Here is a 16605-nt window from a genome sequence, read left to right as displayed (position 1 = left end):
TGCTGGCTTGCCGCCAGTCTCATCGGTGCCGGCATCAAGCCGGCACCTCGCAATCCAGATGGGCGATCGCATCGCGGCTCACTGCGGCACGGCGCGCGCCGGTCAGTTCGGTGAGCTGGCCCTGACGCATCTCCAACAGGCGATCGGCCAGCGGGAAGTAGTGATCATCGTGACTGATGGCAATCACCGTCTTGCCCATCTCCTTGAGGCGCGGCAGCAGCACCTGATAGAAGATGCGGCGGAACTGGGGATCCTGATCCGCGGCCCACTCGTCAAACAGCATCACCTCGCGCTGCTCGGCCAGCGCCAGCAGCAGGGCGACCCGCTTGCGCTGCCCTTGGGAGAGATCGATATCGGCTATAAAGCCATCCTCGATGGTGAGCTTGCTGCCCATCTGCAGCCGCTCCAGCCACTCGGCCACCAGCTCATCCTTGGGTTCCGGCCCCAGCAGGTGCTGGAACAGGTGATAGTCGGTGAAGATGGCGGAGAAGAGCGCCAGATAGCCGTTGCGATCGGTGATCGGCTCACCATCCAGCAGGATCCGGCCCGATACCGGCTGGTAAAGGCCGGTCAGCAGCATGGCCAGCGTCGACTTGCCGGAGCCATTGCCACCGATGATGAAGATCTGCTCCCCCTTTTCGATGACCAGATCGATGGGGCCAACGGCAAAACCGCCCTCCCCCTGATAGTGAAAGCTCACCTGCTCCAGCTCGATACGCTGCCAGGGGCGGATGGCGGGCGGCAGCGGGAAGTCCGCATCCGGCTCGGCCAGATTGAGGGCGGCGATCTTGTCGAACGCCACCTGAGCGGCAAGCAGGGTCGGCAGGGCGCCAATCCCCTGCAACAGAGGGGTGCGCAGGAACAGCAGGGTCAGGGCGAAGGTGGCGGCCACATTGGTGTTGGCCCAGCCAAGGCCGTTGGCCAGAAAGAAGACCAGACCGATGGCCCCCAGCATCATGATATTCGACCAGTTCACCGCGCTCAGGTGATAGGTGTCGGCGCGAATGATCTGCTGGCGGTAGTCACGGGCATTTTGCTCATAGAGCTGGTGGTAAACGAAGTGAGCCCGCTCGCGGTTGAGCGCCAGCTCCTTGCTGCCAGCGATGATGGCCTGATAGTTCTGATAGAGCCGATCTTCGGCCTGACGCATGTGGGAGAGATGGCGATAAACACGGTTCACCAGCAGCCAGCCCACCACCATGGTGACGGTGACCCAGAGCGCGGTCACCCCGAGCAGGGCCGGAGAGAGCCAGCCGAGATAGAGGGCAGAACCCAGCGTGAGCACCAGCCCCTGCACCAGCTCAGGCAGGCGCACGAAGGCAATGGTGATCTGGCCGATATCGCTGGAGAGGGAAGCCAGCAGCGGCCCCTGACCAATCTGGCGGATGCGGGCGACATCGGTATCCAGCAACTGCTTGAGCAGGCGTCCGCGCAACCGGTAGACAAAATGGTGACCGAGAGTGGTCAGGGCCAGCTGAGATCCGAGTGTGATCACCAGCAGCAGCACAATCAGGCCGACCAGCTGACCGAGGATCGGCAGCGGATCACCTATAGATTCGATAAGAGACTGATTGATAAAGGCAATGACGCCAATCCCGCTGACTGCACTGAGCAGACTGAGCAGGGTAATGGCGATAAAGGGCCAACGATATTGACGATAAACCAGAGACAAGAGTTCCATAACGGACCGGTATTCCAGAGAGATCAGAACAACTGCGGGTGAAAAGAAGGGCGGGAATCCGGTTCCCGCCCGACTTCGATTACCAGCGGTAGTTGATGCTGCCCACTACGCTGCGCGGCTCGCCGTAGTAGCAGTAATAGTCACAACTGGCCACGTAGGTTTCACCCAGCAGGTTGTTGACGTTGAGCTGGGCACGCCAGTTCTTGGCAAAGTCATACCCGATCATCGCATCCCAGACGGTATGGGCCGGCACCTCGGCAGAGCCGTAGATGGGGGTGTAGTCCGCATTCACTGCGCCAATACCCACGCTGGAACCGATATAACGCACACCGGTACCCAGCTCCAGACCTGAAGCCACCCCTTGCTGCACCTTGTAGTTACCCCAGAAGGAGGCCTGGTGGCGCGGGATCAGGCTGGCACGGCGATCGCCACTGCCGGTGTCGTTGGTTTTGGCATCGGTGTAGGTATAAGCAGCGGTCAGACGCAGCGCATCGGTCACCTGCACGCTCCCTTCCAGCTCAACCCCCTGAGAGGTCACTTCACCCGCCTGGGTCTGCTGGCCGGAACCGGTAGAGACCAGCGAGTTGGTCTGGGCCAGATCGAACAGCGCCAGATTGATGTAACCGTCGAGGAAGGCTGGCGCATACTTCACGCCAGTCTCGTAGAGCTTGCCCTTGAGCGGCTTGTAGGAGTTTCGGGTGTTAGGATCGATCCCCGGCAGCACTTCGAACGACTCTGCATAGGCAAAGTAGGGAGAGAGGCCGTTGTCAGCCAGATACATCAGGCTGCCCGAGAGGGAGAGCTCGTGATCGTACTGGCGCTCGTCCTTGCTGGTATTGGTATTGTGGGTCTCCACATAGTCAAAACGGCCACCGGTAGTCAGCAACCAGCGATCGTCCCAGCGGACCTGGTGCTGGGCATAGAGGCCGCTCTGGCCCTTGCTGCTCTTCTGGTGAGTGGCGGTCGACTCGTCAAAACCGGGGAAGCCGCTGTAATCCGGGTTCATGGTATTGATGGTGCCCATGGCGTAGTTGTCGGCCTCGACCCCTTCATTGACATGACGCTGCAGATCAACCCCCAGCAACAAGGTCTGCTCGGTGCTGTCGGTGTTCCAGTAGCCCACCATCTGGTTGTCCATGGTGGCACTCTTGGTATTGCCATCACGGTAAACCAGGCCACGACTGGCAGTTGTGCCTTCATAGGTCGGGAAGATATAGGTCTGGCGCAGCAGCAGATCGTTGTAATTGAAGCGGACGTTCTGCTTGAACTCCCAGGTCTGGTTGAGCTGGTGGGCCAGCTCGTAACCGGTGGAGATCTGGGTATTGCGGTTGCGATCGTAATCCGGCTGGCTCAGGTTGGTGGAGGGATCAATCTGGCCACCTGACGTATTCAGGGTGCCATAGACCGGGAAGAAGCCGTTGGTCGGGACCCCTTCGTCGTGCAGAAAACTGGCCAGCAGGGTCAGGCTGGTACGATCCGAAAGATCGAAGGTGACGCTCGGCGCCAGATAAACCCGATCGTTGTAGGTGCCGGTAAGCACGCCATCACGCTCTTTATAAAGAGCAACCATGCGGTAGCGGCTGTTGTCGGAGAGCGCGTCAGAGACGTCCACCCCGACCTGACGATGATCCCGGCTGCCAAGCTGCAGATCCACCTGCCCTTGCGGCGTGGCGGCCGGCCGCTTGCTGATGGCATTGATCACCCCGCCCGGAGGCGCCTCACCGTAAAGGATCGAGGCTGGCCCCTTCAGCACTTCCACACTCTCCAGACCGAACGGTTCCGGCGTCCAGACGTAGTAGCCGGTGCCAAACAAGCGGTTGCCATCCAGATAAGAGGCGGCATCGAAGCCACGCACCTTGAACCAGTCGGTGTTGTTGTCTGAGCCATAGAGGCCGGTCAATACGCCGGAACGGTAGCGAATCGCTTCATCCAGCTGCAACACGGCGTGCTGATCCAGCTCCTCGCGATTAACCACGGAGACGGCGCGAGGGGTCTCGGCCATCGGCACTTCCACCTTCATGGCCGTACCGGTCACCACCATGGTTTCGCTGGCTTTGGGCAGTTCAGCTGTGGTTTGTTCGGCCATCAGCGGCAGGGAGACGAGCAAACCGGAGAGCGAAAGCACGCCGAAGGCGCCCTTCTTGCCGGGTCCTGTAGTGTATTTTTGCGCAATCATATTAAAGTCTCGTTTATCAATGAGTTATGTTGTTTTAATTGTTATTTGTGGTCGTTTGTCACGACATCACCCTGTTCCATGGGCGAATAAAGCAGCGCAATCCTACTACAGGAGTCGTGATCGAATCGATTCAATAATTGCTAATCATTTGCATCTACATTGTTATCTAGCTGCATCGTTGGCAGGATTTCGCGGGAGATGGGAGCCATAAGGAGAGCTATGAGCGGAGAAGAAAATTGAGAGGAATATAAAGAAGCAGAAAAAAGATCGGCAGGATGGATCCGGTGGCATTATCTGACTGGATCCATTATCCCCAAGCTTTATCCATATTTATCCACACCCTTTGGCGGTAGAATCCGGCTTTCCGTTTCTTTGTCTGAAATCAGGATCCATTCCATGGCCAAACTCAATCTCGTCGTCGGCTCCATGCTGGGCGCCGCCGAATATGTCGCAGACCACGTCGCCAACCTGCTGGAACAGGCTGGCCACCAGACCCGGATCCACAACCCGGCCAAGCTGGCAGAGGTGCTGGATGATGCGGGATCCATCCTGCTAGTGGTCACTTCCACCCATGGTGCCGGGGATGTGCCCGACAACCTGCAACCCTTCTCCAAGGATCTTGCCGAGCAGCATCCGGATCTTAATTCATTGAAATATGGCGTGATCGCCCTTGGTGACAGCAGTTATGACACCTTTTGCCAGGGTGGCAAGACGCTGGATCGGCTGCTGGCCGAGTGCGGTGCCAGCCGGATCGGCGAGCGGCTCGACATTGATGTGACCCAACACGAGATCCCCGAAGATGCCGCAGAAGTGTGGATCCGCGACTGGATGACGATGATCGCCTGATCAGCGTGCGGGAGATCCTGAAAAAAAGCTTGATCTCCCCACTTATCCCCAGATCGACTATCCACCATGTTATTAACAGATTGATCCGGGGGAGTTGTTCTACAAGGTTACCCACAACGCCCAGGGGCAATGTGCATAACTACGGTGTAAAGCTCTGCAAAACCTATAGTTATCCATGTATTAGATCCAGACCGACAGACCTCTGTGTATAAAAGTCCTGGTTATCCCCTCGTTCACCGGGCCAGGATCCAAGCTTTTCCACAAGCTAGGATCGTCCTTAAATTAATGATCTTTATGATCAAAAAGTGCTTATCAACAGAAAGGGCGGATCCTAATAAGAGATCCAGTAAAAGATCGATCTAAAGATCCTTAAGATCTAATTAGTGGATCCTCCCTTCATACTGAACGTTAAGTAGACGTTCCCCTCAGGACGCGAAACAGATAGAATGTTCCGCCCTTTAGCCCAGGCAAATAAAGATCTTCAGGCGTGCAGATCAAGGTGATCCCAATGCAATACCATGAACAATTTGATGTGATCGTCGTCGGTGGCGGTCATGCCGGAACCGAAGCAGCAACAGCGGCAGCCCGTATGGGCATGAACACCCTGTTGCTGACCCACAATATCGATACGTTGGGACACATGTCCTGTAATCCGGCGATCGGCGGGATCGGCAAGGGACACCTGGTCAGGGAAGTTGACGCACTCGGCGGGATCATGGCGCGTGCCATCGATCTTGGCGGGATCCAGTTCCGCACCCTCAACTCCTCCAAGGGCCCGGCAGTACGAGCCACTCGTGCCCAGGCGGATCGCCTGCTCTACAAGGCTGTCGTTCGCCAGATGCTGGAGAACTACCCGAACCTGAAGATCTTCCAGCAGGCTTGTGACGATCTGATCATGGATGGGGATCGTGTTGCCGGTGTGGTCACCCAGAGCGGGATCCGCATCAGCGGCAAAACTGTGGTGCTGACGGTCGGTACCTTCCTGAACGGGTTGATCCATATCGGGATGGAAAACTACAAGGGCGGCCGTGCCGGGGATCCTCCCTCGATCGCCCTGGCCCAGCGCCTGCGCGAACTGCCGCTGCGCATCGATCGTCTCAAGACGGGCACCCCGCCGCGCATCGATGCTCGCAGCGTCGATTTCTCCGTCATGCAGGAACAGCACGGCGACGATCCGCGTCCGGTCTTCTCGTTTATCGGCAATGCCAGCCAGCATCCCCGTCAGGTGCCTTGCTACGTCACCCACACCAACGAGCGTACCCACGAGGTGATCCGCAATAACCTGGATCGCAGCCCCATGTACGCCGGGGTGATCGAGGGGATCGGCCCGCGCTACTGCCCGTCGATCGAAGACAAGATCACCCGTTTCGCCGACAAGACGGCGCACCAGATCTTCGTCGAGCCGGAAGGCCTGACCACCCACGAGCTCTACCCGAACGGGATCTCCACCAGCCTGCCGTTTGATGTGCAGGTGCAGATCGTCCGTTCTGTGCGCGGCTTCGAGAACGCCCACATCACCCGCCCCGGCTATGCCATCGAGTACGATTTCTTCGATCCGCGGGATCTCAAGGCCAACATGGAGAGCAAGTGCATTCCAAACCTGTTCTTCGCCGGCCAGATCAACGGGACGACCGGTTACGAAGAGGCGGCGGCACAAGGCCTGATGGCCGGCCTGAACGCGGCCCTGCGTGCCCAGGACAAGGATCCCTGGAACCCGCGTCGGGATCAGGCCTATATGGGCGTGATGATGGACGATCTCTCCACCCTGGGGACCCGCGAGCCTTACCGCATGTTCACCAGCCGCGCCGAATATCGCCTGCTGCTGCGGGAAGACAACGCTGATATCCGCCTGACTGCCATCGGTCGCGAGCTGGGTCTGGTGGATGACGAGCGCTGGAGCAAATTCAACGCCAAGATGGAACAGGTCGAGCTGGAGCGTCAGCGCATGCGTTCAACCTGGATCCACCCGCAACACCCGTCACTGGAAGCGGTCAACGCCCTGGTCAACACCCCGCTGACCCGCGAACAGAGTCTGGAAGAGCTGCTGCGTCGCCCCGAGGTGACCTATGATGCGCTGATGGACATCGAAGGGGTCGGCCCATCCGTGACCGATCCTGCCGCGGCCGAACAGGTTGAGATCCAGATCAAGTACGCCGGTTACATCGAGCGTCAGCACGATGAAGTGGAAAAGCAGCTGCGCAACGAGAACACCCTGCTGCCGCTGGATCTGGACTATCGCGAGGTGAACGGCCTCTCCAACGAGGTGAAAGCCAAGCTGAACGATGCCAAGCCGCAGACCATCGGTCAGGCTTCCCGCATCTCCGGCATCACCCCGGCGGCCATCTCCATCCTGCTGGTTCACCTGAAAAAACACGGCCTGCTGCGTAAAACCGCCTGAGGATTCTTACCGTTGGAAAATATGCTGGAAAGATTGAACGGCCTGCTCATGCAGGCCGGAATTGTTATCACCGATACCCAAAAGAGCCAACTGGTGCAGTTGGTCGAGTTGCTGCACAAGTGGAACAAGGCTTACAATCTCACCTCGGTGCGAGATCCGGACGCCATGCTGGTCAAGCATATCCTCGATAGCCTGGTGGTAAGCCCCCACTTGCACGGTGAGCGCTTCATCGACGTGGGGACAGGTCCCGGCCTGCCGGGATTGCCGCTGGCGATCATCAATCCGGACAAGCAGTTCGTCCTGCTCGACAGTCTGGGCAAGCGGATCAACTTCATCCGTCAGGTGATCCAGGAGCTGGGTCTGACCAATGTGACGCCGGTCAAATCCCGGGTTGAAGAGTATCAACCCGAGGTGGGATTTGATGGTGTACTGAGTCGGGCATTTGCCTCGCTGGAGGACATGCTGAGCTGGTGTCACCACCTGCCGTCAGAACAGGGCTGCTTCCTGGCACTCAAGGGACAATATCCCGAGCAGGAGCTGGCCCAGTTGCCTGCCAATATCCGTCTGGTAGCCTGTCATGAGTTGCGGGTGCCGGAGCTGGAAGGCGAACGTCATCTGCTGGAATTCAAACATATCCAGCCCGAATAGGGTCGCAGTTTCATTTAGGGGATCGTGTGGGAAAAGTCATCGCCATAGCCAACCAGAAGGGTGGAGTGGGTAAAACCACCACCTGTGTGAATCTGGCCGCCTCCATGGCTGCCACCCGGCGCAAGGTGCTGGTGATCGATCTGGATCCGCAGGGCAATGCCACCATGGGCAGTGGTGTCGACAAGTATGACGTCGAGCGCACCGCCTATGAGCTGCTGATCGAGGATGCCCCCATCAGCGAAGTGATCATCCCCGAAACCACCGGGGGCTATCACCTGATTGCCGCCAACGCCGACGTGACCGCGGCCGAAATCCGTCTGATGGAATTTTTCGCCCGCGAAATCCGCCTGCGCAATGCGCTGGCTTCGGTGCGGGACAAATACGACTACGTATTCATCGACTGCCCGCCCTCTCTCAACATGCTGACCGTGAACGCCATGGCCGCCGCCGACTCCGTGTTGGTGCCCATGCAGTGCGAATATTACGCGCTGGAGGGGCTCACCGCCCTGGTCGACACCATCAGCAAGCTGGCCGCTGTGGTCAATCCGGATCTCAAGATCGAAGGGGTGCTGCGCACCATGTTCGATCACCGCAACCGGCTGGCCAATGATGTGTCCGATCAGCTAAAACAGCACTTTGGCGACAAAGTCTACCGCACCATCATTCCCCGCAACGTTAGACTGGCGGAGGCCCCGAGTTTCGGTGCCCCGGCCATGCACTATGACAAATCATCGGTGGGCGCCAAGGCCTACCTGGCACTGGCTGGCGAGATCCTGCGCCGCCAGGAGCAGGAACGTCAGGCGACCATCGCAGACCGAGAGAGCATATGACTCCGAAAAAACGTGGACTGGGCAAGGGGCTGGATGCCCTGCTCAGTACCAGCACGGCTGCCCGCCAGAAACAGGTGATGAGCGATCAACGTACTGAAGAGGCCATGGCCCCCACCAATCAGGGCGAGCTGCGCAAGCTGCCGGTGGAGTGGTTGCAGTCCGGCAAGTACCAGCCCCGCAAGGACATGTCTCAGGATGCACTGGAAGAGCTTGCCAACTCCATCCGCGCCCAGGGGGTGATCCAGCCCATCGTGGTACGCCCTCTCGGCGAACAATCCTTCGAAATCATCGCCGGTGAGCGGCGTTGGCGCGCGTCCCAGCTGGCGCGGCTCGAGGTGGTGCCCTGCATCGTCAAGGATGTACCCGACGAGGCTGCTGTCGCCATCGCGCTGATTGAGAATATTCAGCGGGAAGACCTCAATGCCATCGAAGAGGCGGTCGCTTTACAAAGACTGCTGACCGAATTCGAACTCACCCACCAGCAGGTGGCCGAGGCGGTGGGCAAGTCCCGCACCACGGTGACCAACCTGTTGCGTCTCAACCAGCTCAACGACGATGTGAAGCGTTTCGTCGAGCATGGCGACCTCGACATGGGCCATGCCCGTGCCCTGCTGGCACTGAGCGGCCAAGCCCAGTCTGAACTAGCCAAGCTGGTTGCCCAGAAAGGGCTGACCGTACGCGATACCGAGAAGCTGGTGCAAAAAGCGCTCGAACCGGCAAAAGCCAGGGTCGAACCGGCTCGTGATCCGCAGATCGGCTACCTGGAGCGCCAACTGGCAGAAAAAATTGGTAATCAGGTGCAACTTCAGCCTGGCAAGCGGGATAGCGGGAAGTTAGTAATAAGTTACGAGAATTTGTCCGATTTGGACCGTATATTGGGCTATTTTGGCGTGTCGTAATCGTGATTTTTACGCTTTTTGTAGTAATAAAACATCCATTCCTTTTGATATGACCATAACCCTGATTTGCCGCGGAAAGCCGCAAAAATTAAGGATTTTTGTCATATTGCAATAGCTGCCCTCAAGGGTATAATTTGACCGGCTTTAAGAGCTGTTAACATGGGGTCTTCGGATCCCGATTTTTTACAGTTCTGTAATGTTCAGGGGTAGGTTGGTGAAGCAGAAAATAGCCTTGGAAGGTTTGACACTGGCCTTGGTTATGCTCGTTTGTCAGCTCATCCTGATCCTGGCGATGAGTGCCGTCTGGTTTTACCTGACTGGTGCCAGCGCCGGTTATTCCGCCCTCTACGGAGGGGGGATGTACTGGGTTCCTCAAGCCTTGTTTACTGTCTGGGTGCTGCGCCGCAAGGTGACAACCGAGAGTGTGGGCCTGGTTTTGCGGGACTTTTATGGTGGGGCAGGGATTAAGCTCATTTCTACAACAGGTCTATTCGCCCTGATGTTTGGTGCGGGAGTCGAGGTCGTTACCGTCTCGTTTTTCGCCACTTATATCCTCGCCCTCGTTGTACAGTGGATGGTTTCATTCACGCTTAACAACCACTATTAGGAAAACTCATGTCTGCAACCGGAGAAGTCCTGACTCCTCAGGGATATATCTCCCACCACCTGACCCACCTTCAAGTCGGGTCCGGGTTCTGGACGGTCAATATCGACTCAATGGTATTTTCCGTCGTGCTAGGCGCCCTGTTTATCCTGCTGTTCCGCAAAGTAGCCGTTAACGCTACCAGCGGGGTGCCGGGTAAGCTGCAGTGCTTTGTGGAGATGCTGGTCGAGTTTGTGAATGGTAACGTCAAAGACATCTTTCACGGTCGCAACAAGGTCATCGCACCTTTGGGGCTGACGGTGTTTGTGTGGATCTTCCTGATGAACTTCATGGATCTGATCCCCGTTGACTTTATCCCTCACGCTGCACAATTGATGGGTATTCCCTATCTGCGTGTGGTTCCCTCTGCTGACGTTAACATCACCATGTCCATGGCTTTGGGCGTGTTCTTCTTGATCCTGTATTACAGCATCAAGGTCAAGGGTATCGGCGGGTTTGTGAAGGAGCTGACGCTTCAGCCTTTCAACCACCCGGCGGCCATCCCGGTTAACCTCATCCTGGAAACTGTTACGCTGATTTCCAAACCTGTTTCTCTGGGTCTTCGACTGTTCGGCAACATGTATGCTGGCGAACTGATCTTTATCCTGATTGCTGGTTTGTTACCCTGGTGGTCACAGTGGATCCTGTCCGTGCCTTGGGCAATTTTCCACATCCTGATCATCACTTTGCAGGCATTCATTTTCATGGTTCTGACCATCGTCTATCTGTCGATGGCGCAGGAAGACCATGGTTGATGCAACTCAAATAATCCTTTTTATACAATCAATTACATCTAAATAACTGGAGATCCTCATGGAAAACTTGAACATGGACCTGCTGTACATCGCTGCTGCAATGATGATGGGTCTGGCTGCTATCGGCGCTTCCATCGGTATCGGTATCCTGGGTGGCAAGTTCCTGGAAGGTGCTGCTCGTCAACCGGATCTGATCCCTGTTCTGCGTACCCAGTTCTTCATCGTAATGGGTCTGGTGGATGCGATCCCGATGATCGCCGTTGGTCTGGGTCTGTACGTGATGTTTGCGGTTGCTGGCTAAGTCGTTACGACTCTCCAGGCATAACCCATTAACTAACTTAAGAGGACATCGGCTGTGAATATCAATGCCACCCTCCTCGGCCAAGCAATTGCTTTTTTCTTCTTCGTAGTGTTTTGCATGAAGTACGTATGGCCGCCGCTGATTGCTGCCATCGAAGCCCGTCAGAAAGCTATTGCTGACGGTCTCTCTTCTGCCGAACGTGCCAAGAAAGATCTGGATTTGGCCAAGGCCAACGCCACCGATCAGCTGAAAGAAGCCAAGCTGCAGGCTGCTGAAATCATTGAGCAGGCTAACAAACGTAAAGCCCAGATCATTGATGAAGCTGCCGCTGGTGCCCAGTCTGAGCGGGAAAAAATCCTGGCTCAGGGCCGTGCCGAGATCGAAGCTGAACGTCATCGTGCCAAAGAAGAACTGCGTAAGCAGGTTGCTGCTCTTGCCATTGCTGGTGCAGAGAAGATCCTGGCGCGTCAAATCGACCAGGCTGCCAACAGCGACATCGTCGACAAACTGGTAGCAGAACTGTAACGGGAACGGGGCTATGTCTGAACTGACTACAATCGCTCGCCCCTACGCCAAGGCTGCTTTCGAGTTTGCCGTTGAGCACAAGGCGGTTGACCAGTGGCTGGGTATGCTCGGTTTCGCTGCGCAAGTAGTGGAAAACGAGACCATGCACAACCTGGTAAACGGCTCTGTGGCCGCCGAAGAGCTGGCAACGCTGTTTGTCGGTGTCTGCGGTGAGCAACTCGACGTGCATGGCCAGAACCTGATCAGGGTGATGGCCGAGAATGGTCGCTTGGGTGTGCTGCCGGCGGTCGTTGCTGAATTTGTAGCGTTCAAAGCTGAACTGGATAAAGAGGTTCAGGCTGACGTGATTTCGGCGATCGAACTGACCGACCAGCAGAAAGCCAATATTCAGGCTTCTCTGGAACAACGTCTCGCGCGCAAAGTGAAGCTGAATTGCAGCATCGATGCGTCCTTGATGGCCGGGGTGCTCATCAAGGCCGGTGATCTGGTAATCGACGGCACAGTCCGCGGTAAGCTGGATCGCATGGCTGACGCGCTGCAATCTTGATTGGGGTATTAGAGCATGCAACTGAATTCCACTGAAATCGCCGAGCTGATCAAGCAGCGCATTGCGCAGTTTGATGTAAAGAGCGAAGCGCGTAACGAAGGTACTATCGTCTCTGTGAGCGACGGTATCATTCGTATTCACGGCCTGGCTGATGCCATGCAGGGTGAGATGATCGAGCTGCCGGGCAACCGCTACGCTCTGGCATTGAACCTGGAGCGTGACTCCGTCGGTGCGGTGATTATGGGTTCCTATGACGGTCTGTCAGAAGGAATGAAAGTAAAAGGTACTGGCCGCATTCTGGAAGTGCCGGTAGGTCGTGGTCTGTTGGGCCGGGTGTTGAACACCCTGGGTCAGCCGATCGACGGTAAAGGTCCGATCGACAACGACGGCTTCTCGCCGATCGAAGTGATCGCACCGGGCGTTATCGAGCGTAAGTCTGTTGACCAGCCGGTCCAGACCGGTCTGAAAGCCATCGATGCCATGATCCCAATCGGTCGTGGCCAGCGTGAGCTGATCATCGGTGACCGTCAGGTTGGTAAGACCGCCATCGCGATCGACACCATCATCAACCAGAAAGATTCCGGCATTAAGTGTGTCTACGTTGCGATTGGCCAGAAGGCCTCCACCATCGCCAACGTGGTGCGCAAGCTGGAAGAGCACGGCGCCCTGGCCAACACCATCGTGGTGGTTGCCTCTGCCTCCGAAGCTGCAGCTCTGCAGTACCTGGCTCCGTATGCCGGTTGCTCTATGGGTGAGTACTTCCGTGACCGCGGTGAAGACGCGCTGATCATCTATGATGACCTGTCCAAGCAGGCCGTAGCTTATCGCCAGATTTCCCTGCTGCTGCGCCGTCCGCCAGGACGTGAAGCTTACCCGGGTGACGTTTTCTATCTGCACTCCCGTCTGCTGGAGCGTGCTGCTCGCGTTAACGCCGAGTACGTAGAGAAGTTCACCAAGGGTGAAGTGAAAGGCAAGACCGGCTCTCTGACCGCGCTGCCGATCATCGAAACCCAGGCGGGTGACGTATCTGCGTTCGTTCCGACCAACGTGATCTCCATCACCGATGGTCAGATCTTCCTGACTTCACAGCTGTTCAACTCCGGTATTCGTCCGGCGGTTGACCCGGGTATCTCTGTATCCCGTGTAGGTGGCGCTGCTCAGACCAAGATCGTCAAGAAGCTGTCCGGTGGTATCCGTACCGCGCTGGCCCAGTATCGCGAACTGGCGGCATTCGCCCAGTTCTCTTCCGATCTGGACGAGGCGACTCGCAAGCAGCTGGATCACGGTGTGAAAGTGACCGAGCTGATGAAGCAGAAGCAGTACTCTCCGCTGAGCGTGGCTCACCAGTCTCTGGTGTTGTTCGCCGCCGAGAAAGGCTATCTCTCCGATGTCGAGCTGAACAAGATCGTCGACTTCGAAGCCGCTCTGCTCTCTTACGCCAATACCCAGCATGCCGAGCTGATGGCAGAAATCAATGCCAAAGCCGACTACAACGACGCGATCGTTGGCAAGCTGACTGCGTTGCTGGATAGCTTCAAAGCAACCCAGACCTGGTAAGCGTGTGTGGCAGCGTGAGCTGCCACTTGATGGAGAGTAAGAGATGGCCGGCGCAAAAGAGATACGTAACAAGATCGGGAGTGTGAAAAACACTCAGAAGATCACCGGCGCTATGGAAATGGTGGCAGCAAGCAAAATGCGCCGTGCGCAGGAACGCATGTCTGCCAGCCGTCCGTACGCTGAAACCATGCGCAAGGTGATCGGCCATATCGCTCAGGGGAACTTGGAATACAAGCACCCCTACCTCATCGAACGTGAGGTCAAGCGAGTGGGTTACATCGTCGTCTCCACCGACCGTGGCCTGTGTGGTGGTCTGAACATCAACCTGTTCAAGGCTGCCCTCAATGATATGAAGCAATGGAGCGCGAAAGGTGCCAAGGTTGACCTGGCACTGATCGGTAACAAGGCCTCCAACTTCTTTGAACGGCACGGCGCCAAGGTTAAAGCTCATGTCGCAGGACTGGGCGATAGTCCGAGCGTCAATGACCTGATTGGTTCAGTCAAGGTCATGCTGAAGGCTTACGACAACGGTGAGATTGACAAGCTGTATCTGGTGTACAACAAGTTCGTCAACACCATGGTGCAGCAACCACGGGTCGATCAACTGCTGCCTTTGCCCGTAACTGAAGACAGCAAGCTCGCCAAGAAACACCACTGGGATTACCTCTATGAGCCGGATCCCAAGAAGCTGCTGGATACCCTGCTGGTTCGCTACGTCGAATCTCAGGTTTACCAGGGCGTAGTGGAAAACTTGGCAAGTGAACAGGCAGCCCGAATGGTTGCCATGCAAGCCGCGACTGACAACGCCGGTAACCTGATTAACGATCTGCAACTGGTATACAACAAGGCCCGTCAGGCCAGTATTACCCAGGAGCTGACAGAGATCGTATCCGGTGCTGCTGCGGTGTAAGGCAAGGGTTATCAAAGGTTTAGAGGATTTGACATGAGTAACGGTTTCATCGTCCAAATCATCGGCGCTGTGGTGGACATCGAGTTCCCGCAGAATGCCGTGCCCCAGGTGTACGATGCACTGAAGGTCGTTAGCGAAGGTCAAGGCCAGGGTCTGGTGCTGGAAGTTCAGCAACAGATCGGTGGCGGCGTCGTTCGTTGCATCACCATGGGCTCCTCCGACGGTCTGCGTCGTGGGTTGGAAGTAGTGAATAGCGGTAAATCCATCCAGGTTCCGGTCGGTACTGCGACTCTGGGTCGGATCATGAACGTACTGGGCGAGCCAATCGACGAAAAAGGTCCGATCGGTGAAGAAGAGTGCTGGTCTATCCACCGCGCTGCCCCCAGCTACGAAGATCAGTCCAACAGCAACGATCTGCTGGAGACCGGCATCAAGGTTATCGACCTGGTATGCCCGTTCGCCAAGGGTGGTAAGGTTGGTCTGTTCGGTGGTGCCGGTGTAGGCAAAACCGTAAACATGATGGAGCTGATCCGTAACATCGCGATCGAGCACAGTGGTTACTCTGTGTTTGCCGGTGTAGGTGAGCGTACCCGTGAGGGTAACGACTTCTACCACGAGATGATGGAGTCCAACGTACTGGACAAAGTATCTCTGGTTTACGGTCAGATGAACGAGCCGCCCGGAAACCGTCTGCGCGTTGCGCTGACCGGCCTGACCATGGCCGAGAAGTTCCGTGACGAAGGTCGTGACGTACTGTTCTTCGTAGATAACATCTACCGTTACACCCTGGCCGGTACTGAAGTATCCGCACTGCTGGGCCGTATGCCTTCCGCAGTAGGTTACCAGCCGACCCTGGCCGAGGAGATGGGTGTTCTGCAAGAACGTATCACCTCCACCAAGACCGGTTCCATCACCTCCGTACAGGCCGTTTACGTGCCTGCGGATGACTTGACTGACCCGTCTCCGGCGACCACCTTCGCCCACCTGGATGCGACCGTGGTACTGTCCCGTCAAATCGCGGCACTGGGTATCTACCCGGCCGTTGACCCGCTGGACTCTACCTCTCGTCAGCTGGATCCGCTGGTGGTTGGCAAAGAGCACTACGAGACCGCTCGTGGCGTTCAGACCGTACTGCAGCGCTACAAAGAGCTGAAGGACATCATCGCCATCCTGGGTATGGATGAACTGTCAGAAGAAGACAAACTGACCGTAGCCCGTGCCCGTAAGATCGAGCGTTTCCTGTCCCAGCCGTTCTTCGTAGCAGAAGTGTTTACCGGTTCTCCGGGTAAATACGTGCCGCTGAAAGAGACCATCCGTGGTTTCCAGGGCATCCTGAAAGGCGAGTATGACGATCTGCCCGAGCAGGCGTTCTACATGGTTGGCGGTATCGACGAAGTCGTCGAGAAATCCAAGAAACTGTAAGCCTCGACAGGAGGGCCCATGGCAGAGATGATCTCCTTTCACCTGGACGTGGTGAGCGCCGAAGGAAAACTGTTTTCCGGTCGCGTGCAATCCGCTCAGGTATCAGGCTCCGAAGGTGAGTTGGGTCTCCGCCACGGTCATGCTCCGTTGCTGACTGCCATCAAGCCGGGCCTGGTCCGCTTGGTGAAGCAGAACGGAACTGAAGAGGTGCTGTACATCTCCGGCGGTATGCTGGAAGTACAACCTGAATCCGTGACCGTGCTGGCGGACACCGCGATTCGTGCTGATGACTTGGATGAGGCGAAAGCCCAGGAAGCCAAGCGCGCAGCCGAAGAGCGGATCCACAGCTCCCATGGTGATATCGACTACGCCCAGGCCGCTACCGAGCTGGCCAAGGCGATGGCGCAACTGCGCGTCATCGATATCGTCAAAAAGAATTACCGCTAATAACGGTGATGTAAAAAGCG

General features: G+C 56.8%; 16 protein-coding genes. 14 read left to right on the top strand and 2 right to left on the bottom strand.

What is annotated here, in order from left to right; genetic code table 11:
- Positions 1-34 precede the first annotated feature (34 nt).
- Positions 35-1681, bottom strand: coding sequence for a multidrug ABC transporter permease/ATP-binding protein (locus BN1139_RS09930; RefSeq protein WP_005355821.1), 1647 nt, complete (start codon positions 1679-1681; stop codon positions 35-37).
- 79 nt (positions 1682-1760) lie between these two features.
- Positions 1761-3857, bottom strand: a complete 2097-nt coding sequence (locus tag BN1139_RS09925; RefSeq protein WP_005355824.1) for a TonB-dependent siderophore receptor — start codon at positions 3855-3857, stop codon at positions 1761-1763.
- A gap of 396 nt (positions 3858-4253) precedes the next feature.
- Here BN1139_RS09925 and mioC point away from each other — a divergent pair, with 396 nt between their 5' ends.
- The 14 genes from mioC to BN1139_RS09855 all read left to right on the top strand — a co-directional run bounded on the left by mioC (position 4254) and on the right by BN1139_RS09855 (position 16585).
- Positions 4254-4703: an FMN-binding protein MioC gene (mioC, locus tag BN1139_RS09920; protein ID WP_005355827.1), complete on the top strand. Its 450-nt coding sequence runs from the start codon at positions 4254-4256 to the stop codon at positions 4701-4703.
- A 508-nt stretch (positions 4704-5211) separates the two neighbouring features.
- A complete protein-coding gene (gene mnmG / locus BN1139_RS09915) occupies positions 5212-7101 on the top strand; it encodes a tRNA uridine-5-carboxymethylaminomethyl(34) synthesis enzyme MnmG (protein WP_005355830.1) in 1890 nt (629 codons plus the stop codon).
- Between the two features lie 21 nt (positions 7102-7122).
- A complete protein-coding gene (rsmG, locus tag BN1139_RS09910; protein WP_041202839.1) occupies positions 7123-7749 on the top strand; it encodes a 16S rRNA (guanine(527)-N(7))-methyltransferase RsmG in 627 nt (208 codons plus the stop codon).
- A gap of 26 nt (positions 7750-7775) precedes the next feature.
- Positions 7776-8579, top strand: coding sequence for a ParA family protein (locus BN1139_RS09905; protein WP_005342341.1), 804 nt, complete (start codon positions 7776-7778; stop codon positions 8577-8579).
- Positions 8576-9478, top strand: a complete 903-nt coding sequence (locus tag BN1139_RS09900) for a ParB/RepB/Spo0J family partition protein (protein ID WP_005355836.1) — start codon at positions 8576-8578, stop codon at positions 9476-9478. Before BN1139_RS09905 ends, BN1139_RS09900 begins: the two co-directional genes overlap by 4 nt.
- A 196-nt stretch (positions 9479-9674) precedes the next feature.
- Positions 9675-10085 carry an ATP synthase subunit I gene (locus tag BN1139_RS09895; RefSeq protein WP_019445506.1) on the top strand — a complete coding sequence of 137 codons (411 nt, stop codon included), beginning with the start codon at positions 9675-9677 and terminating at the stop codon, positions 10083-10085.
- 8 nt (positions 10086-10093) lie between these two features.
- On the top strand, positions 10094-10876 hold the full coding sequence (gene atpB, locus BN1139_RS09890) for a F0F1 ATP synthase subunit A (RefSeq protein WP_005339335.1): 783 nt from the start codon (positions 10094-10096) through the stop codon (positions 10874-10876).
- A 58-nt stretch (positions 10877-10934) separates the two neighbouring features.
- A complete protein-coding gene (gene atpE, locus BN1139_RS09885) occupies positions 10935-11177 on the top strand; it encodes a F0F1 ATP synthase subunit C (RefSeq protein WP_005307205.1) in 243 nt (80 codons plus the stop codon).
- A 54-nt stretch (positions 11178-11231) separates the two neighbouring features.
- Positions 11232-11702: a F0F1 ATP synthase subunit B gene (atpF, locus tag BN1139_RS09880; protein ID WP_005339336.1), complete on the top strand. Its 471-nt coding sequence runs from the start codon at positions 11232-11234 to the stop codon at positions 11700-11702.
- Positions 11703-11715: 13 nt separating this feature from the next.
- Positions 11716-12249: a F0F1 ATP synthase subunit delta gene (gene atpH, locus BN1139_RS09875; RefSeq protein ID WP_005339341.1), complete on the top strand. Its 534-nt coding sequence runs from the start codon at positions 11716-11718 to the stop codon at positions 12247-12249.
- A gap of 15 nt (positions 12250-12264) precedes the next feature.
- The gene (gene atpA / locus BN1139_RS09870) at positions 12265-13806 is read left to right on the top strand and encodes a F0F1 ATP synthase subunit alpha (RefSeq protein WP_005339342.1); all 1542 of its coding nucleotides are present in this window, start codon (positions 12265-12267) and stop codon (positions 13804-13806) included.
- A gap of 43 nt (positions 13807-13849) precedes the next feature.
- Positions 13850-14716, top strand: coding sequence for a F0F1 ATP synthase subunit gamma (atpG, locus tag BN1139_RS09865; protein WP_005339343.1), 867 nt, complete (start codon positions 13850-13852; stop codon positions 14714-14716).
- A 33-nt stretch (positions 14717-14749) separates the two neighbouring features.
- The gene (atpD, locus tag BN1139_RS09860) at positions 14750-16138 is read left to right on the top strand and encodes a F0F1 ATP synthase subunit beta (protein ID WP_005339344.1); all 1389 of its coding nucleotides are present in this window, start codon (positions 14750-14752) and stop codon (positions 16136-16138) included.
- An 18-nt stretch (positions 16139-16156) separates the two neighbouring features.
- Positions 16157-16585, top strand: coding sequence for a F0F1 ATP synthase subunit epsilon (locus BN1139_RS09855; RefSeq protein ID WP_005339345.1), 429 nt, complete (start codon positions 16157-16159; stop codon positions 16583-16585).
- Positions 16586-16605: the final 20 nt, after the last annotated feature.

This window comes from Aeromonas veronii bv. veronii (genome assembly GCF_000820225.1).
In the GTDB taxonomy this organism is placed as follows: Bacteria; Pseudomonadota; Gammaproteobacteria; order Enterobacterales; family Aeromonadaceae; genus Aeromonas; species Aeromonas veronii.
Note: the sequence above shows the minus strand (reverse complement) of the source record. Positions and strands in the feature narration are given on the sequence as shown.

Coding starts and splice junctions, on each gene's coding strand:
- atpB (WP_005339335.1), top strand. CDS start 10,094: ATGTCTGCAACCGGAGAAGTCCTGACTCCTCAGGGATATATCTCCCAC.
- atpE (WP_005307205.1), top strand. CDS start 10,935: ATGGAAAACTTGAACATGGACCTGCTGTACATCGCTGCTGCAATGATG.
- mnmG (WP_005355830.1), top strand. CDS start 5,212: ATGCAATACCATGAACAATTTGATGTGATCGTCGTCGGTGGCGGTCAT.
- atpG (WP_005339343.1), top strand. CDS start 13,850: ATGGCCGGCGCAAAAGAGATACGTAACAAGATCGGGAGTGTGAAAAAC.
- BN1139_RS09930 (WP_005355821.1), bottom strand. CDS start 1,681: ATGGAACTCTTGTCTCTGGTTTATCGTCAATATCGTTGGCCCTTTATC.
- BN1139_RS09895 (WP_019445506.1), top strand. CDS start 9,675: ATGTTCAGGGGTAGGTTGGTGAAGCAGAAAATAGCCTTGGAAGGTTTG.
- rsmG (WP_041202839.1), top strand. CDS start 7,123: ATGCTGGAAAGATTGAACGGCCTGCTCATGCAGGCCGGAATTGTTATC.
- mioC (WP_005355827.1), top strand. CDS start 4,254: ATGGCCAAACTCAATCTCGTCGTCGGCTCCATGCTGGGCGCCGCCGAA.
- atpD (WP_005339344.1), top strand. CDS start 14,750: ATGAGTAACGGTTTCATCGTCCAAATCATCGGCGCTGTGGTGGACATC.
- BN1139_RS09925 (WP_005355824.1), bottom strand. CDS start 3,857: ATGATTGCGCAAAAATACACTACAGGACCCGGCAAGAAGGGCGCCTTC.
- BN1139_RS09900 (WP_005355836.1), top strand. CDS start 8,576: ATGACTCCGAAAAAACGTGGACTGGGCAAGGGGCTGGATGCCCTGCTC.
- atpH (WP_005339341.1), top strand. CDS start 11,716: ATGTCTGAACTGACTACAATCGCTCGCCCCTACGCCAAGGCTGCTTTC.
- atpA (WP_005339342.1), top strand. CDS start 12,265: ATGCAACTGAATTCCACTGAAATCGCCGAGCTGATCAAGCAGCGCATT.
- BN1139_RS09855 (WP_005339345.1), top strand. CDS start 16,157: ATGGCAGAGATGATCTCCTTTCACCTGGACGTGGTGAGCGCCGAAGGA.